Source organism: Agrobacterium sp. CGMCC 11546, assembly GCF_013365515.1.
GTDB classification, from domain to species: domain Bacteria; phylum Pseudomonadota; class Alphaproteobacteria; order Rhizobiales; family Rhizobiaceae; genus Agrobacterium; species Agrobacterium fabrum.
In genome coordinates, this window is the sequence record NZ_CP047387.1 from 1,038,740 (window position 1) to 1,061,601 (window position 22,862).

At 60.8% G+C, this 22,862-nt stretch carries 17 protein-coding genes; 10 read left to right on the forward strand and 7 right to left on the reverse strand.

Annotation, left to right across the window (positions count from 1 at the left end; genetic code table 11):
- The first annotated feature begins 38 nt into the window (after positions 1-38).
- From GSF67_RS05240 to GSF67_RS05250, 3 genes are all read left to right on the forward strand, one after another.
- Positions 39-2,486 (forward strand): penicillin-binding protein 1A, encoded by a 2,448-nt coding sequence (locus tag GSF67_RS05240; protein ID WP_006312594.1) that lies wholly within the window; start codon positions 39-41, stop codon positions 2,484-2,486.
- Positions 2,487-2,584: 98 nt separating this feature from the next.
- Positions 2,585-3,716 (forward strand): peptide chain release factor 2 gene (prfB, locus tag GSF67_RS05245; protein ID WP_113519808.1). Its coding sequence is split into 2 segments (ribosomal slippage): positions 2,585-2,653 and positions 2,655-3,716, totalling 1,131 coding nucleotides; the frame shifts between segments, so codons are not numbered across the junction.
- A 73-nt stretch (positions 3,717-3,789) separates the two neighbouring features.
- Entirely contained in the window at positions 3,790-4,260 is a 471-nt protein-coding gene (locus tag GSF67_RS05250) for a cysteine hydrolase family protein (protein WP_006312590.1), read from the forward strand.
- A gap of 27 nt (positions 4,261-4,287) precedes the next feature.
- Here GSF67_RS05250 and GSF67_RS05255 read toward each other — a convergent pair whose 3' ends face one another.
- Both GSF67_RS05255 and GSF67_RS05260 read right to left on the reverse strand, forming a co-directional pair.
- Entirely contained in the window at positions 4,288-4,788 is a 501-nt protein-coding gene (locus GSF67_RS05255) for a hypothetical protein (RefSeq protein WP_006312588.1), read from the reverse strand.
- Between the two features lie 19 nt (positions 4,789-4,807).
- A complete protein-coding gene (locus GSF67_RS05260; protein WP_006312587.1) occupies positions 4,808-5,581 on the reverse strand; it encodes an NAD kinase in 774 nt (257 codons plus the stop codon).
- Positions 5,582-5,885: 304 nt separating this feature from the next.
- Between GSF67_RS05260 and GSF67_RS05265 the strand changes: the two genes are divergently transcribed.
- Both GSF67_RS05265 and GSF67_RS05270 read left to right on the forward strand, forming a co-directional pair.
- Positions 5,886-6,803, forward strand: coding sequence for a PhzF family phenazine biosynthesis protein (locus GSF67_RS05265; protein WP_006312586.1), 918 nt, complete (start codon positions 5,886-5,888; stop codon positions 6,801-6,803).
- A gap of 221 nt (positions 6,804-7,024) precedes the next feature.
- Positions 7,025-8,974, forward strand: a complete 1,950-nt coding sequence (locus GSF67_RS05270; RefSeq protein ID WP_006312585.1) for a translation factor GTPase family protein — start codon at positions 7,025-7,027, stop codon at positions 8,972-8,974.
- Positions 8,975-9,066: 92 nt separating this feature from the next.
- On the opposite strand, the gene GSF67_RS05275 is transcribed toward GSF67_RS05270, so the two are convergent.
- Entirely contained in the window at positions 9,067-15,414 is a 6,348-nt protein-coding gene (locus GSF67_RS05275; RefSeq protein WP_006312583.1) for a hypothetical protein, read from the reverse strand.
- Positions 15,415-15,890: 476 nt separating this feature from the next.
- Between GSF67_RS05275 and GSF67_RS05280 the strand changes: the two genes are divergently transcribed.
- Both GSF67_RS05280 and GSF67_RS05285 read left to right on the forward strand, forming a co-directional pair.
- The gene (locus GSF67_RS05280; RefSeq protein ID WP_006312581.1) at positions 15,891-16,259 is read left to right on the forward strand and encodes an Hpt domain-containing protein; all 369 of its coding nucleotides are present in this window, start codon (positions 15,891-15,893) and stop codon (positions 16,257-16,259) included.
- 129 nt (positions 16,260-16,388) lie between these two features.
- A complete protein-coding gene (locus GSF67_RS05285) occupies positions 16,389-16,709 on the forward strand; it encodes a 2Fe-2S iron-sulfur cluster-binding protein (RefSeq protein ID WP_006312579.1) in 321 nt (106 codons plus the stop codon).
- 306 nt (positions 16,710-17,015) lie between these two features.
- Here the strand turns inward: GSF67_RS05285 and GSF67_RS05290 are convergent, their stop codons facing one another.
- Complete coding sequence (locus GSF67_RS05290) at positions 17,016-17,642, reverse strand: DUF922 domain-containing Zn-dependent protease (protein ID WP_006312578.1); 627 nt, start codon at positions 17,640-17,642, stop codon at positions 17,016-17,018.
- Between the two features lie 179 nt (positions 17,643-17,821).
- On the opposite strand from GSF67_RS05290, the gene folP reads away from it, so the two are divergent.
- From folP to folK, 3 genes are all read left to right on the forward strand, one after another.
- The gene (folP, locus tag GSF67_RS05295) at positions 17,822-18,607 is read left to right on the forward strand and encodes a dihydropteroate synthase (protein WP_006312577.1); all 786 of its coding nucleotides are present in this window, start codon (positions 17,822-17,824) and stop codon (positions 18,605-18,607) included.
- Positions 18,608-18,685: 78 nt separating this feature from the next.
- Complete coding sequence (gene folB, locus GSF67_RS05300) at positions 18,686-19,051, forward strand: dihydroneopterin aldolase (protein WP_006312576.1); 366 nt, start codon at positions 18,686-18,688, stop codon at positions 19,049-19,051.
- Entirely contained in the window at positions 19,035-19,571 is a 537-nt protein-coding gene (gene folK, locus GSF67_RS05305; protein WP_006312575.1) for a 2-amino-4-hydroxy-6-hydroxymethyldihydropteridine diphosphokinase, read from the forward strand. The genes folB and folK overlap by 17 nt, the downstream gene beginning before the upstream one ends.
- A 14-nt stretch (positions 19,572-19,585) precedes the next feature.
- On the opposite strand, the gene GSF67_RS05310 is transcribed toward folK, so the two are convergent.
- The 3 genes from GSF67_RS05310 to GSF67_RS05320 form a co-directional block, all read right to left on the reverse strand.
- Positions 19,586-20,146, reverse strand: a complete 561-nt coding sequence (locus GSF67_RS05310) for a hypothetical protein (RefSeq protein WP_006312574.1) — start codon at positions 20,144-20,146, stop codon at positions 19,586-19,588.
- A 129-nt stretch (positions 20,147-20,275) separates the two neighbouring features.
- On the reverse strand, positions 20,276-21,355 hold the full coding sequence (locus GSF67_RS05315; protein ID WP_006312573.1) for a YcjF family protein: 1,080 nt from the start codon (positions 21,353-21,355) through the stop codon (positions 20,276-20,278).
- Positions 21,352-22,830 (reverse strand): YcjX family protein, encoded by a 1,479-nt coding sequence (locus GSF67_RS05320; RefSeq protein ID WP_006312572.1) that lies wholly within the window; start codon positions 22,828-22,830, stop codon positions 21,352-21,354. Before GSF67_RS05320 ends, GSF67_RS05315 begins: the two co-directional genes overlap by 4 nt.
- Between the last annotated feature and the right edge of the window lie 32 nt (positions 22,831-22,862).

A 22,862-nucleotide genomic window follows, 5' to 3' on the forward strand; every position in this document is an offset into this window, starting at 1 on the left:
GCGTTGATGGTTACGATTCGAATTATCGGTAGCTTGGTATGATCAGACTGATTGGATATTTTTTCGGCTTGGCCAGCGTGCTCTTTCTGTGCGCTGCCGTCGTCGGTGCGATTTATTTGCACGGCGTGACGAAGGACCTGCCGGATTATGCAGTTCTGAGCACGTATGAACCGCCGGTAACGACCCGTGTGCACGCCGGCAACGGTGCTCTGATGGCAGAATATGCCCATGAAAAGCGCCTTTTCCTGCCCATCCAGGCAATTCCCGACCGCGTGAAGGCCGCCTTCCTGTCCGCCGAAGACAAGAATTTCTACAATCACCCCGGTGTCGATATCTGGGGTCTCGGTCGCGCCATTCTCGTCAATCTCCAGAATCTGGGCTCTGGGCGCCGCCCGGTCGGCGCTTCCACCATCACCCAGCAGGTTGCGAAGAACTTCCTTCTGACCAATGACCAGACCATCGACCGCAAGCTCAAGGAAGCCATTCTTTCCTTCCGCATCGAGCAAACCTATTCGAAGGACAAGATCCTCGAACTTTATCTCAACGAGATCTTTTTCGGCCTGAATTCTTACGGCATCGCCGGCGCGGCGCTCACCTATTTCAACAAATCGGTGACGGAACTGACTATCGCCGAGACCGCCTATCTCGCATCGCTGCCGAAAGGCCCGGCCAATTACCATCCGATCCGTCGCGAAAAAGCAGCGCTGGAGCGCCGCGACTGGGTGATCGACCGTATGGCCGAGAACGGCTACATCACCGTTGCCGACGCCACCGATGCCAAAAAGCAGCCGCTCGGCGTCAATCTGCGTCGCGGCGGCGCCCATATTGCCGCATCCGATTATTTCGCCGAGGAAGTCCGCCGCCAGATCGTCGAGAAATATGGCGAAGAAGCGCTTCTCGAAGGCGGGCTCTCTGTTCGCACCTCTTTTGATCCGCAGATCCAGATGGAGGCGCGCAAGGCGCTTCAGGATGGACTTGTGCAATATGACGAACGCCGTGGCTTTCGTGGGCCGATCGAAAAGATCGAGACGGCCGGCGACTGGACGGCGGCGCTGGCCAAGGTCAAGGGTCTCCGGGACGTTCCCGAATGGAAGGTTGCCGTCGTACTCGCCGTTGCCGCCGATGGCGTCGATATCGGTGTCCAGGCGGACCCGGATGCGGAAGATGGCGACAAGCGCACGCGCGGCCATATCTCGGCTGAAAACATGCGCTGGGCATTCCGTGACGCCAGCGGCAAGAAAGCGACATCCAAGTCGCCGGTCGGCGTTGTGACGGCGGGCGACGTCGTCTATGCGCAGCCGCTTTCCGGCTCTGGCAACGAATACCGTCTGCGTCAGCCGCCGAAAGTGCAGGGTGGCATGGTGGTGATGGACCCGCATACCGGCCGCGTTCTGGCCATGGTCGGCGGCTTCTCCTACGCGCAGTCGGAATTCAACCGCTCCACGCAGGCCATGCGCCAGCCGGGTTCGTCCTTCAAGCCGTTCATCTATGCGGCCGCGCTCGACAATGGCTACACGCCGGCATCGGTCATTCTCGATGCACCGATCGAAGTCGTGTCGGGCGGTCAGGTCTGGAAACCGCAGAATTACGGCGGGGGTTCCGCCGGTCCGTCGACGTTGCGTCTCGGCATCGAAAAATCCCGTAACCTGATGACCGTGCGCCTGGCGCAGGACATGGGCATGAACCTTGTGGCGGAATATGCCGAACGCTTCGGCATCTACGACAAGATGCCGCCGCTTTTGTCCATGTCGCTCGGTTCGGGTGAAACCACTGTCATGCGTATGGTCTCGGCCTATTCGGTCCTTGCCAATGGCGGCAAGCAGATCAAGCCGACGCTGATCGACCGCATTCAGGACCGTTACGGCAAGACGATCTTCCGGCACGAGGAGCGCGGCTGCGAGGGCTGCAATGCGACGAGCTGGCAGAACCAGGACGAGCCCGTCATCGTTGACAATCGTGAGCAGGTTCTCGATCCGATGACTGCCTACCAGACGACGTCCATGCTGGAAGGCGTGGTGAAGCGCGGTACGGCGGCGGGCAAGATCAAGGTCGATCTGCCTGTTGCCGGCAAGACGGGCACGACCAATGATGAAAAGGACGCCTGGTTTGTCGGTTATACGCCCGACATGGTCGCCGGCCTCTATATCGGTTTCGACTCGCCGGCACCGCTCGGTCGCGGCGGCACCGGTGGCTCGCTGTCAGCGCCGATCTTCGGTGAATTCATCGCCGATGCGGCCAAGCATCTGGAGCCGAGCAAGTTCATCGTGCCTGCTGGCATGAACTTCGTCGCCGTCAACCGCAAGACGGGCATGGCGGCGGCTGAAGGCGAACCGGACACGATCATGGAAGCGTTCAAACCCGGCACGGGTCCGGCTTCCACCTTCTCGGTGATTGGTGCTGAAGGCTACATGTCGCAGGAAGACATTCTGAAGACGTCGCCGCAGGCACAGCAGGCCATCACTGGCGGTGGCGGCGGTCTTTATTGACATCAGTCATGACGTTTGGCGGGGGCGCGGGTCTTTACATCCGCGCCCCCCGCATTTATTTGAGCTACAAGTTTCAATGAAGGTGAAGAACCAGCGAAATGCGCAATGAAATCGTGAACGTAGTCGATGAAATCAAGCAGGCCATAAGCCTGCTGAGGAGGCATCTTTGACTGGGACCAGGCGATAAGACGACTGGACTGGTTGAACAATAAGGCAGAGGACCCGACCCTCTGGAACGATGCCTCCGAAGCCCAGAAGCTGATGCGCGAACGCCAGCAGCTGGATGACAGCATCAACGGCGTCAAGGCGCTGGAGCAGCAGCTCAAGGACAATATCGAGCTGATCGAACTCGGCGAGATGGAAGGCGACGATGAGATCGTCAAGGACGCCGAAGATGCGCTGAAGGCGCTGAGAAGCGAAGCGAACCGCCGCCAGGTGGAAGCCATGCTTTCCGGCGAGGCCGACAGCAACGACACCTATGTGGAAGTGCATTCCGGCGCCGGCGGCACCGAAAGCCAGGATTGGGCGAACATGCTGCTGCGCATGTACACCCGCTGGGCGGAGCGTCAGGGCTTCAAGGTCGAAGTTCTCGAAATCCACGATGGCGATGAGGCGGGCATCAAGTCGGCCACCATTCTGGTCAAGGGCCATAACGCCTTTGGCTGGATGAAGACGGAATCGGGCGTGCACCGCCTCGTTCGCATCTCGCCCTATGACAGCAATGCGCGTCGCCACACCTCGTTTTCTTCCATCTGGGTCTATCCGGTGGTCGATGATTCGATCCAGATCGACATCAATGAAAGCGATTGCCGTATCGATACCTATCGCTCGTCCGGTGCGGGCGGCCAGCACGTCAACACCACTGACTCGGCTGTGCGTATCACGCATATTCCGACTGGCATCGCCGTCGCCTGCCAGCAGGAGCGCTCCCAGCACAAGAACCGCGCCAAGGCGTGGGACATGCTGCGCGCCCGCCTCTATGAGGTGGAACTGCAAAAGCGGGAAGAGGCGGCCAATGCGCAGGCCGCATCCAAGACCGATATTGGCTGGGGCCATCAGATCCGTTCCTACGTTCTTCAGCCCTACCAGCTGGTCAAGGACCTGCGCACCGGCGTGGAAAGCACCGCGCCCGGCAACGTGCTGGATGGTGACCTGAACGAGTTCATGGAAGCCGCACTTGCCCATCGCATCAGCGGCGGCGCGGATGTGGAAGTCTCGGATATCGATTAAGACGCCCGACGCGTCGATCGGAAATTTGCCCCTCGCAAACCCGTTGCGAGGGGTTTTTCGTTGGAGGATACACATGAAACAGGCGCTTTATATCGTCGACGTCCAGCCGAGCTTCAATCCGCCGGCCTCGCTGGTGGCGGAGATATCCGCGCTCGCCGGAACCATGCCCAGTATCGCCACCGTCGAACGCCACGATGAAAGCGTAACGCCCTTCGAACGGCAACTGGGCTGGAAACCGGGCAGGGATGATGTGTCGCTGGTGCCGGCAGACCGCATATTCATCAAACACGGTTATGGGCCGCCCCGGGAGGTTATCGACCATCTCCTGTCCCTGAAAATCGACCGGGTGCTGGTCTGCGGCATTCAGGCCGATACCTGCGTGCTGGCGGCCGGTTTTGCCCTGTTCGATGCAGGGCTTCATCCCACACTTCTGCCATGGCTGACGGTGGGCTCCAGTCTCGACCGCAGCGGTGAACTTGGCGCGAGACTATGGAAGCATCATTTCGGAGCGGTTCTCACAGGGCCGGAGGCACTTGCGGGGTAGCCTCGCCGAACCTGCGTAACGGTCCGATCAGTTCGAGGCTTTCTCGACCTTCATCTCACCCAGTTCATCGATCAGGATCGTCCAGCTGTCCGCTTCCTTGGCCATCGGGTCGGTCTTCAGATAGACGGTGACGAACAGGCCGGGTGAGGCGGAGGCGCCATTCGAGCTTTCCGGACGGATATCCGTGACATAGGATTTCATCTGGCTGAATTCCTCCAGCTCGACATTTTCGAGGAGGCTCGGTCCGTCGGCGGTAAAGACGATGCGCTGCAGGTAGATTTTCGCCGTACCGTCGCCCTGGCGGATGGCGATGACCTTGTAATAGCCCCGTGTGGGCGAGGCAGGCGGTGGCCGCAATTGTCCGTCAGCGCCTTTTACCGGCTCAAGGTTCCGGTCCTCCCACATGCCGCTGCTGACGACGAATATGGCGGCAACAGGCAGCGTATCGATCGCCTGCGTCTGCGCCCGCGCGGGCAGGACGGTCGTGACAAGAAGCAGAGCAGCGAGGAGCGTTTTTTTAGCGAACATGACAATCGTGATGGTTGGTTTAATTGTTGAACTGTTCGGCGAGAACCCGGTCCGACCATGAACGATCCGGATCCGAGAGAATTTTCGCCGTCCTGTCCTGTGATTGTGCGATCCTGACGTGACGAACGGATTTCACCTCGGTGTGATCGGCCACGGCATTCACAGGGCGCTTGTCGCGTTCCAGGACATGAATATCGACGGTTACCTTATTGGGCAAAAGCGCGCCGCGCCAGCGTCGCGGCCGGAAAGCGCTGACCGGGGTCAGCGCCAGAAGTGGTGATTCCAGTGGCAGGATCGGCCCATGGGCGGAGAAATTGTAAGCCGTCGACCCTGCTGGCGTCGCCACCATCATGCCGTCGCAGATCAACTCCTCCAGCCGCACCTTGCCATCCACCTCGACACGCAGCTTGGCGGCCTGATGCGACTGGCGAAACAGGCTGACTTCGTTCATGGCGAGCGCGGTAAACTCGTCGCCATCGGAATCCGTCGTCGTCATGCGCAGGGGATGGAAATCATTGCCGCTCGCCACCGCGATGCGCTGGATGAGGCCTTCCACCCGGAAGTCATTCATCAGGAACCCGACGGACCCCCGGTTCATGCCATAGACACGCTTGCCGGAATTCATCGTTTCGTTGAGAATTTGCAGCATGAACCCGTCGCCGCCGAGCGCAACGATCACGTCGGCCTCTTCGAATGGCGTATCGTCATAAACGGCTTTCAGCTCTTTCAGCGCCATCTGCGCCTCCTCGGATGGGGAGGCGACGAAGGACAGTGAATAGGTAGAATGCGACATCCGCTTCCCTCAACAACGGCGCAGACCGGAACTGGTCCGCGCAGGACGCTGTAACCCGTTGAAGCGGCTCGAAATCTTGAAACCTCAACCAAGAGGAGGATGACAAGCCGCCAGACGCACCCTTGGTACATGAAGACGGCGGCAGGCGACAAGGCCTTTCGAGCCGCCAGGCGTTCCATTGCGACGGGTCTCGCCGTTCCGGTCCACAGCTTCTTGATTTGTGCTTGCCGACAAGGGTTGCGATGCGGGGCGACGTGATGCAGTTTGCCAAAGCAGCCGGAATGACGAGTGGCAGGAGACGGATGTGGCGCTGAACTACGATATCTATGATGTCTTTACCGAGGCGAAAATGGCGGGAAATCCGCTGGCGGTCATGTATGACGCCGATGATCTTTCGCAGGACACCATGCAGGCGATTGCACGGGAAATGAACCTCTCCGAGACGGTTTTCATCAACCGCTCCACCAATCCTTCCCATGCGGCTTCGCTGCGCATCTTCACACCGTCAGGCGAATTACCCTTCGCCGGCCACCCGACCGTCGGCGCGGCCGTTGCCATTGCCGAGCGCAATCGCGGCGAAGGCGATGACGATATCGACATGGTCTGCGTGCTGGAAGAGAAGGTGGGGCCGGTGCGCTGTGCGGTGAAGATGCGCGCCGGCGCCGTCAGCTTCGCGGAATTCGACTTGCCGCGCAAATCCTCCCGCGTCGAGCTGCCGCTTAATCACGCCGCACTCGCTGATGCGCTTGGCGTCAGCGAGGGGCATCTAGGCTTCGAGAATCATGTGCCGTCGATCTGGACCGCCGGCGTGCCTTTCCTGCTCGTGCCGATGCACAATATCGCCGCCGTGCGCGACATGGATTTCGACGCCAATCTCTGGCTGCGCACCGCGCCGCTGGTCGAAGGCTTGCTGGCGGCGGCCTATATCTACTGTCGCGGCGGCGTCAACCACGCGGCGAAGTTCCATGCCCGCATGTTCTCCCCGGAAATGGGAATTGCGGAAGACCCTGCCACTGGCTCGGCCGCCGCCGCTCTCTCCGGCGCCATCCACCATTTCGACGGGCTGACGGACGGCCACTATCCGCTGCTGATAGAGCAGGGCGTGGAAATGGAAAGACCATCCCACATCCACCTGCGCATGGACATCAAGGACAACGAAATCGCCCGCGCCCGCATCGGCGGCCATGCGGTGCGGGTTGCATCGGGTACGTTCGAACTTTGACGTGGAAGAGATATTGCGATGTATCGTGTTCTGCATGACGGCAAAGGTACGACCTGACCATGCTTGACATATATCGCGACACGAGTTCTAAATTCGTCTGCATCTCCGTGAACTGGCGGAGATTTGCGCACCAACCCACGGTTTTCAGCACATAGAGGTCCCAATGCGCCGAGTCCCTTCTCAAGAAAATCACGTTAGAATTTCTGAGAAGTTGAGGGTTCATGCGCACTTTGAATCTGGGCATCCTTGCCCATGTGGACGCAGGCAAAACTAGCCTTACGGAGCGTCTCCTTTTCGACGTCGGTGTTATCGACAAGCTGGGTAGCGTCGATACCGGCAACACGCAGACGGACAGTCTGGAACTGGAACGGCAGCGCGGTATCACGATCCGAGCCGCCGTTGTTTCCTTCACGATCGGCGATACGGTCGTCAATCTCATCGATACACCTGGCCATCCAGATTTCATTGCGGAGGTGGAGCGGGTGTTGGGTGTGCTCGATGCCGCGGTTGTGGTCGTCTCAGCCGTAGAGGGCGTGCAGGCACAGACGCGCGTGCTGGTGAGGGCGTTGCAACGTCTTGCGGTCCCGTTCCTGTTCTTCATCAATAAGGTGGATCGCGTCGGTGCGCGCTATGATGAGGTTGTAAGGGACCTTGCCGATCAATTGAGAGTGCGCCCGGTTGTCATGTCGAAGGTTACTGGTGCGGGCAGCAAACACGTGCAGGTGGCTGCAACTGATACAGAGTGCGAGCCATTATTCACCATCCTCTGTGAAACCCTTGCGGAAAACGACGATGAATTGTTGCGCGACTATCTTCTAACGCCGGATCGGGTGGATGCAGGCAGGCTGTCGCTATTGCTTGGGCAGCAGACTGCTTGTGGTGTGGTACATCCCGCATTTGCCGGCGTGGCAATGACCGGAGCAGGCTTGCCGGCTTTGATAGCGGCCATTACGGAGATGCTGCCCGCTCGTGATCCAGACCCCGAAGGGGAAATTTCGGGCAAAATCTTCAAGATCGAACGCGGCTGGGGTGGTGAAAAACTGTCCTATCTCCATCTCGCATCGGGAACGGTCCGGCTTCGGCACGTTCTGCCTCTGCCGCAGGGGCCGGCAAGACTTACCGGAATACAGCTGTTTAAAGACGGCCGTGTTCAAAACGCAAATAGTCTCGGCGCCGGTCAAATAGCCCGCGTCACCGGTCTGGCCGGTGCCAGAGTTGGCGATAGTGTCGGGGTGGACGCCGTTGCAGACGGAGCGTTTCATTTTGCTCCACCAACACTTGAAACGCGTGTCGTCTCCCGACGGCCATCCGAGCATGCGGCGTTGTGGCTCGCACTGAACCAGATGGTCGAGCAGGATCCCCTGATTGGTTTGCGTAGGAACGACGAGACAAACGAGGTCTTCGTCTCCCTTTACGGGGAAGTGCAAAAGCAGATTATTCAGTCGGAACTGTCGACGGGGTTCGGAATCGAGGCCGAATTTGAAGACAGTACGGTTATTTGCGTGGAGAGGCTCTCAGGTTCCGGGCAGGGGCTTCAAACCATTTTCAGGGAGCCCAATCCCTTCTTCGCCACCATAGGGCTACGAGTCGAGCCACGGCTGGATGGCGCCGGCAACAGTTTCGCATTGGAGGTGGAATTCGGTCAGATGCCTGCAAGCTTTTACCGTGCGGTGGAGGAGACCGTATTCGATACATTGAAACAGGGTGTCTTCGGCTGGCAGGTGCAGGATTGTCATGTCGCCATGACGGCTGCGCGTCACACCTCCCCTTCGAGTACCGCTGCGGATTTTCGAAAATTGACGCCGTGGGTACTCGGGACCGCGCTCAAACAAGCTCAACCCTTCGTCTGTGAACCCTTTGATCACTTCCATATCGAAGCGCCGGCCGCAGCCATAACGCGTCTGATTTCGTTGCTTGCCAAGGCGGGTGCAGCCACCAAAAACTCCGTTATCTCGGGTGGTGTGGCAACGCTTGAAGGGACCATAGCGTCGGCGGCGGTTCAAGGTGTTCAGCAGCAGGTGCCGGGACTGACGAGTGGCCTGGGTGGAATGGAAACATCGTTCAGCCACTACGCGCAGGCTGAAAGTCCACCGTCCCCGCGGCGACGCTCCGGCCCTGATCCGTTCAACGAGTGCGATTATCTGCTGCGCATGCGTCGGAACGCAGAATGACCACCGGGTAGACGAATGCTACACGACGGTCATTTTTCATTTCAGGTTAGACGGGTGACGCGGAGGAGATTCCCCTCCGCGTTACCTTTCTGTCAATTAAACCGGCCCGCCGCATGGGCAAGCATCGTATAGACCTTGCCGGTATCGGAGGTGAGGTAGGACTGGGTGACGCTCCGGTCGCGGTCGGTGCGGGCTACGTCGGCGAGCAGCTTCTCGAAATCCGTGATGTAGCGGTCCACGGCGGTGCGGAATTCCGCTTCGCGTTCGTACTTGCGCTTGATCTCGTCAAACGTCGTCTGGCCCTTCAGCGTGTAGAGGCGACGTGTGAAGACGTCGCGCTCGCCGCGCTGATAGCGGCGCCACAGTTCCACGGAGGCATCGTGATCGATGGCGCGGGCGATATCGACCGAGAGTGAATTCAGCGATTCCACCATGTGCCGGGGATTGCGGGTGTCGGCCGCACGGGTGGGCTGCTGCTCAGTGCTGGCGCGCGGTGTAGATGCTGCTGGCGTCTCCTGGGACGCGCCGCGTAGCAGATCGCTGATCCAGCCGCCGCCTTCTTCCCGGCGACCGGCCGGGTTGGTTGCGACCGGCTGCGCCGGGGCGGGTGCCTGACGGTTTTCGACCTGACGGTTCTCAAGCGGCAGTGTGCCACGCAATGCGGGGGCAGGCTGCGGCTGTGCCGGGCGCTGTTGCACCGGAGCGGCTGCCGCAGGCTGCGGACGCGGCTCGACGCGGCGTTCTGCGGCGGGCTGGGTTGCGGCGATGGCACGGGCGACGGGTTCGGACACTTCCATCTGGTGGGTCGAGCGACCGACGAGTTGCGAAATATCCTGCAGGGCCTTGATCTGTTCGGAAACGGCGCGGCGCATGGCGGCGGCACTTTCCTTGGCTTCTTCCGGCAGGTCGAATGCGCCACGCTTCAGTTCGGCGCGGGTCGCATCCAGCTCACGGCGGATATCGTGGCTGGAACGGCGGATTTCGTCCGTCGCACCGGCAAAGCGGCTAACAGCCTCCTCGACGGCCTGACGCAGCGTTTCCTTGAGGTTGGCGGCGGCGGCATTGGATTTCTCCGAGGCACTGCCGAGAAGATTGTCGACTTCCGACAGCGAGGATTCGACTCCACCACGCAGGCGGTTGACCAGCTCATCGGAATATTTCTGCGCGTCGGACAGCGTGCTTTCGATCGAGCGGCTGGCATCCTGACCGGCAGACAGCAGGGCGCCCCGCATGGTCTGTGCCGCCGAACGGGCGCGCTGTTCGGTCTCGTCGAGCGAGCGGCCGATATCGGAGAAGGAGGCCTGCAGATTGTCACGCAGATTACCCGCGACGTTCTGTGAACGCTCCTCGGCCTCGTTGAGGGTGTTTTCCACGACGCCGACGACGTTGCGCATGGCGGTTTCGATTTCTTCGGAACGCTTGACGAGGCCGACCGACAGGCTGCGCAGTGCGTCCTGACGCTCTTCCAGCGTACCGACGAGGCTCGACTGTGCCGCATTGAGCAGTTCGGACGCCTGGCTCAGCACCTTCGAATGTTCCTCGAAGCGGCCAACGATGCCGGCGACCTGCGCCAGTGTCTGGCCGGAAATATTCGACAGGCGGTCGATCTTTCCTTCGAGCAGACGGCTGGAGCTGGAGACCATGTCGGCAGCCTGCGAGGCGGATTCCGAGAAGCGGGTCGCGGAGGCGTTCAGCGCTTCATCTGCCGCGCCGAAGCCCTGTGCGGCGCGCTCGACGGCGGCGTTGAAGTTGGTCGCCGACTGCTCAACGATCTCGGCCATGCTGTTATGGGTCTGCGACAGCATATCCGTGCTCTGGCGTGTGGCGGCGACGAGCTTATTGGCCGCATCGCTGCCCGAGCGGGCATATTTGTCGATACCCTGTTCGACGGCGTCCGCCATGGCCGTATGGGTTTCCGACAGCATGTCGGTGCTCTGGCGGGTGGCGGCGACGAGTTTGCTTGCTGCATCCGTTCCGGCGGCGGCGTAATCGCTGATCGCCTGTTCCACCATGCCGACCATGCCGCTGTTGCTCTGCGACAGAAGCTCTGCGCTCTGCTGGGCGGCGGAAACGATCTTTTCGGCGGCTTCCCGGCCGATGGTGGCATATTCGTCGACGACCGGTTTCGCCTTCTCCTCGATCAGGCGCGACAGTTCGGCAGAACGGCTGGCCAGCATCGAGTTGAGTTCGCGGGTGCGGTTATCAAGCGCCGAGCGGATCGATTCGCCGCGTGCATCGAGGGCGGATTCGACACTCGTCAGTGTCTCCGAGATGACGCCGACCTGGGAGCGGACGACGGCTTCAGCTTCGGCCACCTTGTTGACGATGATGTTGCCCGCTTCGGAGAAGGTCTGCGCGACGGCAGCGGCCTGGCCGGAAAGACGGGTCTGCGCATCCGAGATGCGATTGACGATCTCGCCGGAACGTTCCTCGATGGCCTTGGTGAAGGCCTCGTTCTGCGCCTGCACCTGTTCGGCAAATTCCGAGCCGGACTTGGCGAGCAGGGCGGAAGAGCGAGCCGCTTCGTCGCCGATGTTCTGGGTGGCGGAGACAACGGCGCCGCGCAAGCTGACGGCGAGATCGCTCGCCTTGCCTTCGATGGTGCGGTTGACGTTTTCGAGACCGATGGTCAGCGCCCGGTCCATGGTGCCGAGGCGTTCGTCGATACGGGCCGTGCCGGCATCGAAGGTTTCAGCCAGACGACTGGTGCGGTTTTCGAACGTGTCTGCGACGCGGGTCGTCTGCTCGTCCAGAATGCCGGTGATGCGTTCGGCGGCCTCGTCGCTGGTGCGGGCGAACACGGCCGTCTTGTCTTCCAGCGCATCCGCGAAGCGGCGGCCGGCATCTTCGATCGAATTGTTGACGTTGGCCAGATCACCGCCGACGCGGGTCTGGAGGGCGTCGAGAGAGGTCTCGATGCGGGCGCCGGTCTCGTCGAGACGGGTGGTGACATTGCCGATCGAGGTTTCGATACGGGTGGAGAGGGCGTCGGTCGCCCCGCCGATTTCGCGGGCGGCTTCACCGATCTTGACGGCAATGTCGCCGGCGCTGTTGCGAAGACGCGCCTCCAGCGTTGCAGCACTGCCATCGATTGCCTTCTGCAACGTGTCCTGCTGGGTTTCGAGCGACAATTCGAGCATGCTGGCGCTGGAGGCGACAGTGGTGCCGATCATCATCGCCTGCTCGGAGAGCATGTCGCCCATCTGGGTGGTGGCGGCGCTGAGCGTCGCGGCAAGGTCCGCCTGGCGCTGGTCAAGCGCGGTGCGGATTTCTTCGTGCGATTGCGACAGATTGTTTTCGAGGCGCGAGACGCCTTCTTCCACCGTCTGCGCAAAACGGCTGCTGCCATCTTCCACAACGTTTTCGATGCGGTTGGCGGCACCGGAAACGCTCTGTTCGATCAGGCCGCTATTGCGCTCCAGCGAACCGGCAATGCGCTCCGCCTGCGAGCCAAGCATGGTTTCCAGCCGCTCGTGACCGCTGGCAAGGGCATTCTCAAGCGTGAAGGCCGTGGCTTCGAGACGCTGGCCGACGCCGGCAGCGGCAAGCGAAAGCGACGAGGCTCTCGCATCCATTGCTTCAGCGATCCGCTCTTCGACACCGGAAATCGTCATGTCGAGTGCCAGGGTGCGGCTGTCGAGCGCCTCGGCGATGCGTTCTTCCGCGCCTGACACGATGCCGGAAAGGGCAGCCGTACGGCTGTCGAGCGCACCGGCAATGCGGTCCTCAACACCGGCAACGGCGCTCTGCAGGGCGGCGGTGCGGCCATCGAGAATATCGGTGATCTTTTCCTCGACGCCGGAGAAGCTCATGTCGAGCGCCATGGTGCGGCTGTCGAGCACATCGGTGATCCGCTCTTCCGCGCCGGAAACGACGGTTTTCAGCGAATCCGTGCGGCTGTCGAGCGCGCCGGCAATACGGGTCTCGGCGCTTGCCACCAGCTCGCCAAGGGCTGCGGTACGCGTGTCGAGCGCTTCGGCCATCTTTTCCTCGGCGCCCGAGAAGGTCATGTCGAGCGCCATGGTACGGCTGTCGAGAGCATCCGCGATGCGCTCTTCGGCACCGGAAACCACGGCATTGAGCGCTGCGGTGCGGCCATCAAGCGTTTCGGCGATACGGGTTTCAGCGCCGGCAACCACGTCACCGAAGGTGGCCGTGCGGCTATCGAGCGCCCCGGCGATCTTTTCTTCGGCGCTTGCAACAATGCCTGTCAGAGCGGAGGTGCGGTTGTCGAGCGTTTCGGAAAGCCGTTCCTCAACATTGGCGAAGGTCATGTCGAGCGACAACGTGCGGCTGTCCATAGTGTCGGCAATACGTTCCTCGACACCGGAAATCGCGCTGGAAAGAGCGGCGGTGCGGCCGTCAAGCGTATCGGCGATACGGCTCTCTGCGCCGGAAACGACATCATGCAGGGCAGCCGTGCGGCTTTCCAGCGTGTCGGAGATGCGGTCCTCGATGCCGGAGACAGCGCCGGTGATGGCTGCGGCGCGGGTTTCGAGCGTCTCCGTCAGGCGACGTTCGACGTCGGCAACGACGCTGTTGATCGCGGCGGCGCGTTCATCGAGCATTGCGGCAAGGTGTTCGGCCGTGCCGGAAACCGAGCCGGTAATGGCGAGAGAACGGCTGGCGAGTGCTTCGTCGAAACGGTCCTGGCTGGCCGAAAGCGCGCCGAACAGGGCGTTGCTGCGTTCCGCCAGAACGGTATCGATCTTCGCGTGCGAATTGGTGAAGGCATCTGTAATTTCGGCGGTGCGCTTGCCGATGGCGTCGCTGAAGGCCTGGGTCCGGCTTTCAAGCGCGCTTTCCAGCATTTCCTGACCCGTGCCAAGCGCGGTTGCGAGCGCCAGCGACTGGTCGGTCATGGTGCTGCCGATGCGCTCAAGACCGCTTGTCAGCATGGTGTCGAGCGCTTCGGAGCCGCCGGCAACGGTTTCGTTGATCCGGGCGAGGCTTTCCATCAGTTTGCTGTCGAGGCTGCCGGCGCGCTGGTCGAAGGCGCTGGCAAATTGCGCCACATGCTCGTCGAAGGCCGAATTGACCTGGCCGACCGTCGCCTGCATGCGCTCTTCGTAAAGGCCGGAGCGAAGATCGAGATCCATGATCGCATCGTCGGCGGTGCTCTGCAGGCTCTGGCGGAAGGATAGGCCCTTTTCTTCAAGTGTCGTGGACAGCTTGTCGAGAACCGTATCCAGCGAACCGCCGATCACCTGCTGGCCGCGTTCGATATTGCGGTTGAGTTCCAGCGAGCGCGTGGACAGCGTCTCGTTGAGCTGGCGGGTGCGCTCCTCAAGCGCGCTGTTGAGACTTTCCACACCGCTATCCAGCGTCGATGCATGGATCGCGAAACGCTCCAGCAGCACTTCACCGCGCTCGTCCAGCGTCGACGTGAGATTGTGCAGGCGCATGTCGAATTCGTTTGATATCGTCGAGCCGGAGGAGTTCAGCGCCTGCAGCAGATTTTCTGTCTTGGCGGCGATCAGGCTGCCCATCGCTTCGGTCGAGGCCCGCGATTTTTCGAGCAGCGCGGCCGAGCGCGTATCGATCATCGAGGCGAAAGCTTCACCGGTCGTGGCGATCCGCATCGAAAGCTCTTCGCCGACGATGGACAGTTCTTCCTTGATCTGTTCCTGCGCACCAACGATAGAGGAGCGGATGCGCTCGGCATGGTTGACGATGGCGTCGCGCTCGGCGGTCAGTTCCTGCACGAGGCTGCGCACGCGCAATTCGTTGTCGGCATAGCTGCGCTCAAGCGCGTTGACTTCGGAATGCACGAGGGTTTCGAGTTCCGTCGCACGGGCAATGGTGCGCTCGATACCGTCATTCATGGCCGAAACTTCGCGGCGAACCGCCTGGCCGACGGACATGATGCGGTCGGACGCTACCGTTTCCGGTTCCGCAAGGCGAAGGGCAACTTCGGCCATCGAGCGGGCAGCGTTGCGCAGATCGCGGGCACGCGCCATCATGATCGCGAAGGCGAAGAACAGCATGACGGGAACGAGGATGCCGACGACGATCGCCATCAGGCCGGGGATCGCGGTGAGATCGGCGAGCGAGCCGATACTCCACAGCGCATTGCCGTAAAGGAGATGTGCGATGCCAAGGCCGCCGAGTGCCCAGATCACCGACATGATCGTGGCGTTGCGCAATGCACCGCCGATGGAGCCGCCTTCCAGCGATTTCAGGATCATCGCCGGGCTGCGCTTGGAGCCGTCATTTGCGGCTTCGAGATTGGGCGATCTGGGCGTCTGTTCGGCAGGCGCGCGGGTAGCCTCGGGAGCAGGGGTCTGTCTGCTTGCTTCCTTCACTCTGGCCTCCGGCTGCTTCGGCTTTGCAGTTTTCCGCGTCTCCGGCTTTTCTTCGAAAGCGCCAAGCTGCAAGGCATCTTCCAATGCCTGAAATGCAGTCTCGTCGACAGAGTCGCTGATCTTGTTATTCGCCATGCGGTTACGCCTCGTTACACATACGCCCGGCTTCATGCCGTTGACCCACTTGCGATCAGCAAGCGGACTGCCGCCATCATGCCAACGAAACTTTCCCTCAAGAGAGAGCAGCTCCGCCATTTACCAAATCCCGAATTGCTGGTGGTCCAGCTTTCGGGCGAAATTACATCACTGTGCCGCAATAACAAAGCTTGAGCTTAAGCCCTGCGAGAACGGCAGTACCGTAGTGACACATTTAGGTGTTCGAAACAATTAATGCGGATTTGCGACGGCGGCGAACCGTCGGCTTTTTAACAGTTTTTAAACCTGAGTTTCACGCTGAACGCCTTGTTTCGCATAAGTTTAACATAAATTAACCATAGCAGAAGATTTTCGCCTGCGTCACGCCGTAATTTAAGCCGATAGCAGCCGCCAGCATGCGTGAATACGACACATATGTGACATGAAACAGGAAACGGCGAGACAGGATTCCAGCCATGGCAGCGGTCAGTATTGTTTTCGAAGCTCCCGATAATTACGGCGGTGCACCTGCCGTCAGCAAGAAGCCAATCGATTTCGATCATCTTGCACAGCAGACGATGGGCGACAAGGATCTGGAAATCGAGGTGCTCCAGCTGTTCAGCCGCAGTGCCCGCGCAGCCCTGCATGAAATGGCGGGCGCAGACAACAAGACCGTTACGGCCACCGCCCACCGTCTGAAGGGATCGGCGCAGGCCGTTGGCGCCTCCGCCGTTTCCGCGGCCGCGGCAGCGGTGGAGGAGAAGGGCAATGATAGCGCGCTGATCGCAAAACTCGCTGCAGCTATTGTCGAAGCTGAAAATTTTATCCTCAAGCTCTGCCGCTGAGCCGCGAGCGATCAAATTTGCCATTTTGCAAGGCCGGTTCAGCCTGTGTGTCCCGAAGCGGGTTGCCAAGGCGGGTCGGCCTTTCTATGTGTTTAGAACAATTCTCAGATCACATTTTGGATTTCCGGCATGACAAAACTCACCATCGTTGCCTTTGACGGCACGCCTCATGAACTCGACGTGAGCAACGGCTCCACCGTCATGGAGAATGCAGTGCGCAACTCCGTTCCCGGCATTGATGCGGAATGCGGCGGCGCCTGCGCCTGCGCCACCTGCCACGTCTATGTTGACGATGCCTGGGCAGAGCGTGTTGGCGGACCCGAGCCGATGGAAGAGGACATGCTGGACTTCGCCTTCGAGGTTCGTCCCACTTCGCGGCTTTCCTGTCAGATCAAGATGAATGACGAGCTTGACGGTCTCGTTGTTCATGTTCCCGAACGCCAGGGCTGAGAACTTTCGGCACTGCCCCGCGCAGAAAAAGCCCCGCTCACCTGGTAGTGGGGAGCGGGGCGAGGCGGGTACGCAGCATGCAGGCGAGGGAGGAAACACCTGCGAGCCCTCAAGTGCGCACCGGGAGAACCGGAGACGGTTGCAACCGTCGGACCGCCGTGGGCCGCAACCATTCCAAACCGTATGAACAAGCTACAATGAGTCTTGCCGGCCGCACCATGACGAGAATTCACGGGTGATATCGGACATGACGTTACGTCATGTCCCTGTTGTTCCTCGAGATTTGGGAAGGGCTGCCAACAACCGTCAGCGGCGGGCCTGGCCCTGTTCCAGCCGGTTTTTCAACAGCCGGGTCATGCGGGCATCGAAGTTTTTCGATTCCACCACGTCGAAGCGCATCTGGTCGCGATCGTGCTCGTCCATCACTGTCTGGGTGATCTTGCCGACCATTCCCTGCAGCACTTCACAGCTTTTCTGCGGGCGAAGCGACGTCAATTGCCTTTCGAGCGAACGGGCATGGGTACGGGCGATTTCCGCGTGGCGTTCCTCGTGGCGCTTGATGTCGGCAAGCAGGGTATCCCAGATGAAGGCCAGTTCCGCCGTGGTACGGCGGCGGTTTTTCCACTGCGGCAGCAGAATGCGGGTATTCAGGAGCACCTTGGCCGTGCCGACGCTGCACATGCCGTTTTTTTCGACATAGGTGAGCTCACCGCCGAACTTGATCTCGGTCGCACCGGGATGGCGTGCGCCGGTATTGCGGGTCAACGGGCCGTGCTTGGAAAGCTGCTGGTCAAGATCGGCTGCGGTTTTGCCGCTGACCGAAAAATATGAATAGGTCTTGCGGACGATGGTTTCGGCAAAAGCCGGTCCGGACAGGGAAAGGGCCAATACGCCTGCGAAAACGGCGCAGAGAGCGCTTGATGATTTGGTCATGACCCGGCCTTCCGGTTGAACTTGAAAAAGGTTTGCTGCATAGGCGGAGCGGAACTTATAAGAATTGACATAACACTCCGTTATTCCCGAAAGGCGCGTGTTACGTGATAACAGTCGGCAGCAACGCGTGGCAAGCGGCCCATGGCCGCTCCCTGAAACTTGATGGGCGTGGCCGTATTATGGCCATCGTCAATGCAACGCCTGATTCCTTTTCCGATGGCGGCCGTTATCTTGCCGTCGATGCGGCTTTTTCCCATGCGCTGACCTGTGTGGAGGAGGGAGCCGACATCATCGATATCGGCGGCGAATCCACACGGCCGGGTGCTGCCGCGGTCACGGAGGCAGAGGAACAGGACCGGGTGCTGCCGGTCATCGAAAAATTGCGCCGCGAGACCGATGTGCTGATTTCCGTCGACACCTATCGCGCCGCGACGGCAAGGCTGGCAATCGGCGCCGGTGCTCATATCGTCAATGACGTCTTCGGCCTGCAGAAGGATCCTGATATGGCGGGTGTGGTTGCCTCCACACGCGCCGGCATCTGCATCATGCATACCGGCCGTGACCGGCAGAAGCTTGCCGACGTCATCGACGATCAGTTTGAATTCCTCAATCGCTCGCTTGAAATCGCCGAGGCTGCGGGCATTGCCCTTGATGCCGTGGTGCTCGATCCCGGCTTTGGATTTGCCAAGGATGAAAGCGAAAATGTCGCGCTGATGGCCCGTTTCGGTGAACTTGCCGCCTTTGGCCTGCCGGTTCTTGCCGGCACGTCGCGCAAGCGTTTCATCGGGTCGCTGACGGGCAGGGATGTGGCAGAGGAACGCGATATCGGAACGGCTGCAACCACTGCGATCCTGAGGCTCGCGGGTGCTTCGATTTTTCGGGTGCATAATGTCGCCGCGACCCGCGATGCACTGGCTATTGCCGATGCGGTTCTTGCAAAAGCGTCGGCAAAGGCCGATGCGTAGATCAACGAGTGCCGGAATGCCGTGTCCCGAAGATGGCGCGGCTTTCAGGCGAAACAATCCTGCCATGGAGGCGATGCGATGAGCCGCTATACCATCATCCTGAAAAACTGTTCCTTTTTCGCCCGTCATGGCCTTCTCGAGCAGGAGGAGGTGCTGGGCCAGCGCTTTTTTGTCGATGCCGAGATGGAAGTCGAGGCGGGTGATGCGCTGGAAACCGACGATATCGAAAATACCGTCGACTACGGCGTGGCCTTTGCCGTCATCGAAAAAAGCGTCGTCGGGCAGCGCCGTTATCTCATCGAGGCGCTGGCGAACGACATCGCCAAGGCGCTGCGGGCGCGTTATCCGCAAATCGTCTGGCTGAAGATCACGGTGCGTAAACCCTCGGCACCGGTTCCCGGCATTCTCGATTATGCACAGGTGAGCGTTGAACATCGCGCCTGAAAAGCCGACTGTCGCCGCACTGGGCCTCGGCGGCAATATCGGCGATCCCGCCGCTGCCATGGCGCGGTCGCTGCGCGAACTCGACGCGCATGATGATTGCCGGGTGCAGGCCGTTTCCGGCCTCTATCGCACGCCGCCCTGGGGAAAGACCGATCAGGCGGATTTCTTCAATTGCTGTGCGCTGGTCGAGACATCGCTGACCGCGCTGGCGCTGCTGCAACTCTGCCTCGATATCGAAAGGGGCATGAAGCGGGTGCGGACGGAACGCTGGGGACCGCGCACCATCGATATAGACGTGCTGACTTATGGCAATGAGGCTATCGTTACGGAAAACATCGAGGTGCCGCATCCGCGTATGACGGAGCGCGCTTTTGTGCTGATGCCGCTTGCCGACATCGCGCCCGATCTTGAGGTCAAGGGAAAGCCGGTGCGGCAATGGCTCCAGCAGGCGGACAGGAGTGGCATTGTCCGCGCAAACGAAAAGCGGGAGTGGTGGACACTCCGGCTCGGCGATGACTGAGAAGATTATGGCTTTTACGGCTTGATCGAGCCGACGGCGATCTGGTCGATATCACGCGCCAGCGTGACGCCGATGACAGGGATCATCTGGTCTGCGACCTTGACCGAAATGGTGATGTTCATCGAATTGTCGTTCGAGACGCGGGCAACCATGGCGCCGTTGAGCTTGGCGCGGTTGATACCGACGACCACCTTGTCGCCGCTCACCTGACCGGTGGTGATGTCGAGGCCCTTGCCGGCAGCGCCGTCGAGGAACTTGCCCTCGTAGCTGTTGCCTTTCTGGCTGATGACAGCCGACATGGGCTGGCTGAAGACGCCAACGCGGCAGGTGCCGCCGAGCTTGATGCCGGTCTGCTTGTCGTCGAGCGGTTCGCCCGTCAGATCGCAGGTGAATTTTGTGCCCTTGTATTTACCGGCGACGATTTCGCCGGGGCCTTTCCAGCTGCCGGCCACCGAGCGGAAGAAGACGTCGTCGCGATCGCGCGATGCTGCATGGACGTCAGACATGCCGAAACCACCGCTGACGGACAAAATGGCGGCAAGTCCGCCCATAAGCGAAAAGAAGCGCGAATACATGATACTTTCCCCGGCGAAGAAGCCTGTTCGATAGGCTGCAATCTACCGGCGGAATGGTTAATGCTTGGTTTATTTCGCGCTCATTTGCGGCTTCGTCCGTAACCTTTTGAACCGGCAATGCACGGCAGATCAGGCTTTTTCAGCGTTTTTTCCGCCGCTTAAATCGGGCGTGAGATCGGACATGAAATCGCCGATGCCCGGCCGCTTCACCGCCCTGAACGGCAGTGGACGGCAAAGATCCATGGCGGCAATGCCGATTCGCGCCGTCATCAGCCCGTTGATGACGCCTTCGCCGAGACGGGCGGAGAGTTTCGAGGCGAGGCCATGACCGAGAACCTGCTGGGCAAGTCCGTCACCCACGGCAATCGAGCCTGTGACGGCAAGATGCGCGACGACATCGCGCAGGAGCTTCAGCATGCCAAGCGTGCCCGGGCGGCCGCCATAAAGCTCCGCCATGGCGCGCACCAGCCGCGTCACCTCGAACAGCACATAAGCGAGATCGACCACGGCGCGCGGGCTGACGGCGGTGACGACGGACACGCGCTTGGAGGAGTTGAGAATGAGGGCACGGGCCTGCCTGTCGAGCGGCACGAGCAATTCTCGTTCGGCAAGCTCGATCAGATGCGGACCGTCGATGACGTCATTTTCCGTTTCCTTCAGCGCCGCGCGCCCTTTTGCCGTTTCGGCCCGGTGCGAGAGAACTGCATTCAGGCGGGTGACGATGGCGCGCGCGGGTTTTGGGCTCTTGTCGAGGCTGGCCGTTTCAGCGTCGGCCTTGAGAGACTGCACGGCGTTGAGCCGCATGATGCCGAAGACCTCGCGGCCGACAAGGGCGAGAACCGCGAAAAGCGCCACGATAAGGGCGATCGTTGCGGTGTAACCCAGCCAGTCGGAGCGGGAAAACAGATTGCGGATGAGCTGATCCGCCCAGAGCCCGAAGGCGAGCGAGAAAAGGACACCAAGCGCCCCGAGCGCCAGCTTGCCGAAGGAGAAGCGGCTTTTCTTCGGCGTCGCCACCGGTAATGCGGCGGCGTCGATATCCGCAGGCGCCAGAAACGGATCATCCTCGTCCGGCGTCAGCGAAATCTCGGCGTCGAAGCTGCGGGGCGCGCGTTTCTGTGTGGCGGACGGCCGTGCCGCCTCCTCGGTCTCGAGCGTGAAAGCCGCCGGGCGGCGTGTCTGCGGATCGTTTTGTGTGGGAGCCTTCATGCGAGCTTGTCTCCGAACAGGAACTGCATGGCGCGGTCGAGCCTGATATGGGGAACGGAAAGCCGAATGCCGCCGCTGCCCGGCTCGTCGATATTGGGCGGGCGGAAACGCACGACATTGACGTCAGGCAGTGTCGCCTTGTCGCCATCCTGGTCTATGCTGCGGAACAGCGGCTGCGGATCCTCTGGCAGATCGCCGGGAAAGATCGCCGTCTTGCGATTACCGTCGAAAATCTCGCCATTGATGGTTTCACCGGCCATCGGCGTGCCGACGATAACGGGCAGTTCATGGCCGTCCTGGCGCACGCTTGCCTCTCTGGTGGCGCGCACGGAGGCAAGCGCCATGACCTCGATGCCAGCGCCGTTCATGCCGATGGTGGTAATGGCGCGGTCAACCAGACGGCGGGTCAGGCGCTCCAGCCGGTCATGGCTTTCATGATGCAGATGATCGGCCTTGGTGGCGGCAATCAACACCTTGTCGATGCGCCGACGGATCAGCGACGACAGTATGCTATTTGTGCCAGGGCGGAAGCAGGCAAGAACATCGCCCAGCGCCCGCTCCAGATCCTGCACGGCTTCCGGGCCGCGATTGACTGCCTGCAGCGTGTCGATCAGCACGATCTGTCGGTCGAGACGGGCGAAATGTTCGCGGAAGAAGGGTTTGACCACGATCGATTTATAAGCGTCGTAGCGTCGCTCCATCATGGCGCGCAGCGAGCCCTTCGGTGCCTTTTCGTCGGTCAGGCCCGGCAGGGGCGCAAATGTCAGCGCCGGCGATCCCTCGAGATCACCAGGCATCAGAAAGCGGCCTGGCGGCAAGGTGGAGAGCGACCTTTCGTCGGATTTGCAGGCCTTCAGATAGGCCGCGAAACTTTCCGCCAGCCGCCGCGCCGTCATTTCATCGGCGGGGGCGTTGATATCCAGCGAGGAGGCGATCGCCAGCCATTCCTGCGCAAGTTCTGCACGAATGCCGCTTCCGGCAAGTGCGACAGTTGCATCGCTGAACTGCATGTAATCCTGCGACAGCAGCGGCAGGTCGAGCAGCCATTCGCCGGGATAGTCGACGATATCGATGGAGAGCTTGCCGGCCGAAAACCACCGGCCCCAGCCGCTGGCGCTCTGATAATCGAGTGTGATCCGCAGTTCCGAGATCGCCCGTGTCGAATCCGGCCAGAGCCTGTCACGCACCAGCGCCTGAATATGGTCTTCATACTGGAAGCGCGGAATGGCGTCATCCGGCTGCGGTTCCAGACGCACATTGGAGACGCGCCCGGATCGCATGGCCTCGAACAGCGGCAACCGGCCGCCATTCAGCAGGTTATGCACGAGGGAGGAGATGAACACCGTCTTGCCCGCGCGCGAAAGGCCGGTGACGCCAAGCCGCAATGTCGGATGGGTGAGGTTGCCCGCGCGGTCGGCCAGATTATCGAAAGCGATAAGCGCGCTGTCTGTCAGGGACGTAAGAGAAGGCGGCAATGGCAGTTTCCTGGCTGTGTTTCACGGTCACG

Coding starts and splice junctions, on each gene's coding strand:
- GSF67_RS05240 (WP_006312594.1), top strand. CDS start 39: ATGATCAGACTGATTGGATATTTTTTCGGCTTGGCCAGCGTGCTCTTT.
- GSF67_RS05250 (WP_006312590.1), top strand. CDS start 3,790: ATGAAACAGGCGCTTTATATCGTCGACGTCCAGCCGAGCTTCAATCCG.
- GSF67_RS05255 (WP_006312588.1), bottom strand. CDS start 4,788: ATGTTCGCTAAAAAAACGCTCCTCGCTGCTCTGCTTCTTGTCACGACC.
- GSF67_RS05260 (WP_006312587.1), bottom strand. CDS start 5,581: ATGTCGCATTCTACCTATTCACTGTCCTTCGTCGCCTCCCCATCCGAG.
- GSF67_RS05270 (WP_006312585.1), top strand. CDS start 7,025: ATGCGCACTTTGAATCTGGGCATCCTTGCCCATGTGGACGCAGGCAAA.
- GSF67_RS05275 (WP_006312583.1), bottom strand. CDS start 15,414: ATGGCGAATAACAAGATCAGCGACTCTGTCGACGAGACTGCATTTCAG.
- GSF67_RS05280 (WP_006312581.1), top strand. CDS start 15,891: ATGGCAGCGGTCAGTATTGTTTTCGAAGCTCCCGATAATTACGGCGGT.
- GSF67_RS05285 (WP_006312579.1), top strand. CDS start 16,389: ATGACAAAACTCACCATCGTTGCCTTTGACGGCACGCCTCATGAACTC.
- GSF67_RS05290 (WP_006312578.1), bottom strand. CDS start 17,642: ATGACCAAATCATCAAGCGCTCTCTGCGCCGTTTTCGCAGGCGTATTG.
- folP (WP_006312577.1), top strand. CDS start 17,822: ATGGCCATCGTCAATGCAACGCCTGATTCCTTTTCCGATGGCGGCCGT.
- folB (WP_006312576.1), top strand. CDS start 18,686: ATGAGCCGCTATACCATCATCCTGAAAAACTGTTCCTTTTTCGCCCGT.
- GSF67_RS05310 (WP_006312574.1), bottom strand. CDS start 20,146: ATGTATTCGCGCTTCTTTTCGCTTATGGGCGGACTTGCCGCCATTTTG.
- GSF67_RS05315 (WP_006312573.1), bottom strand. CDS start 21,355: ATGAAGGCTCCCACACAAAACGATCCGCAGACACGCCGCCCGGCGGCT.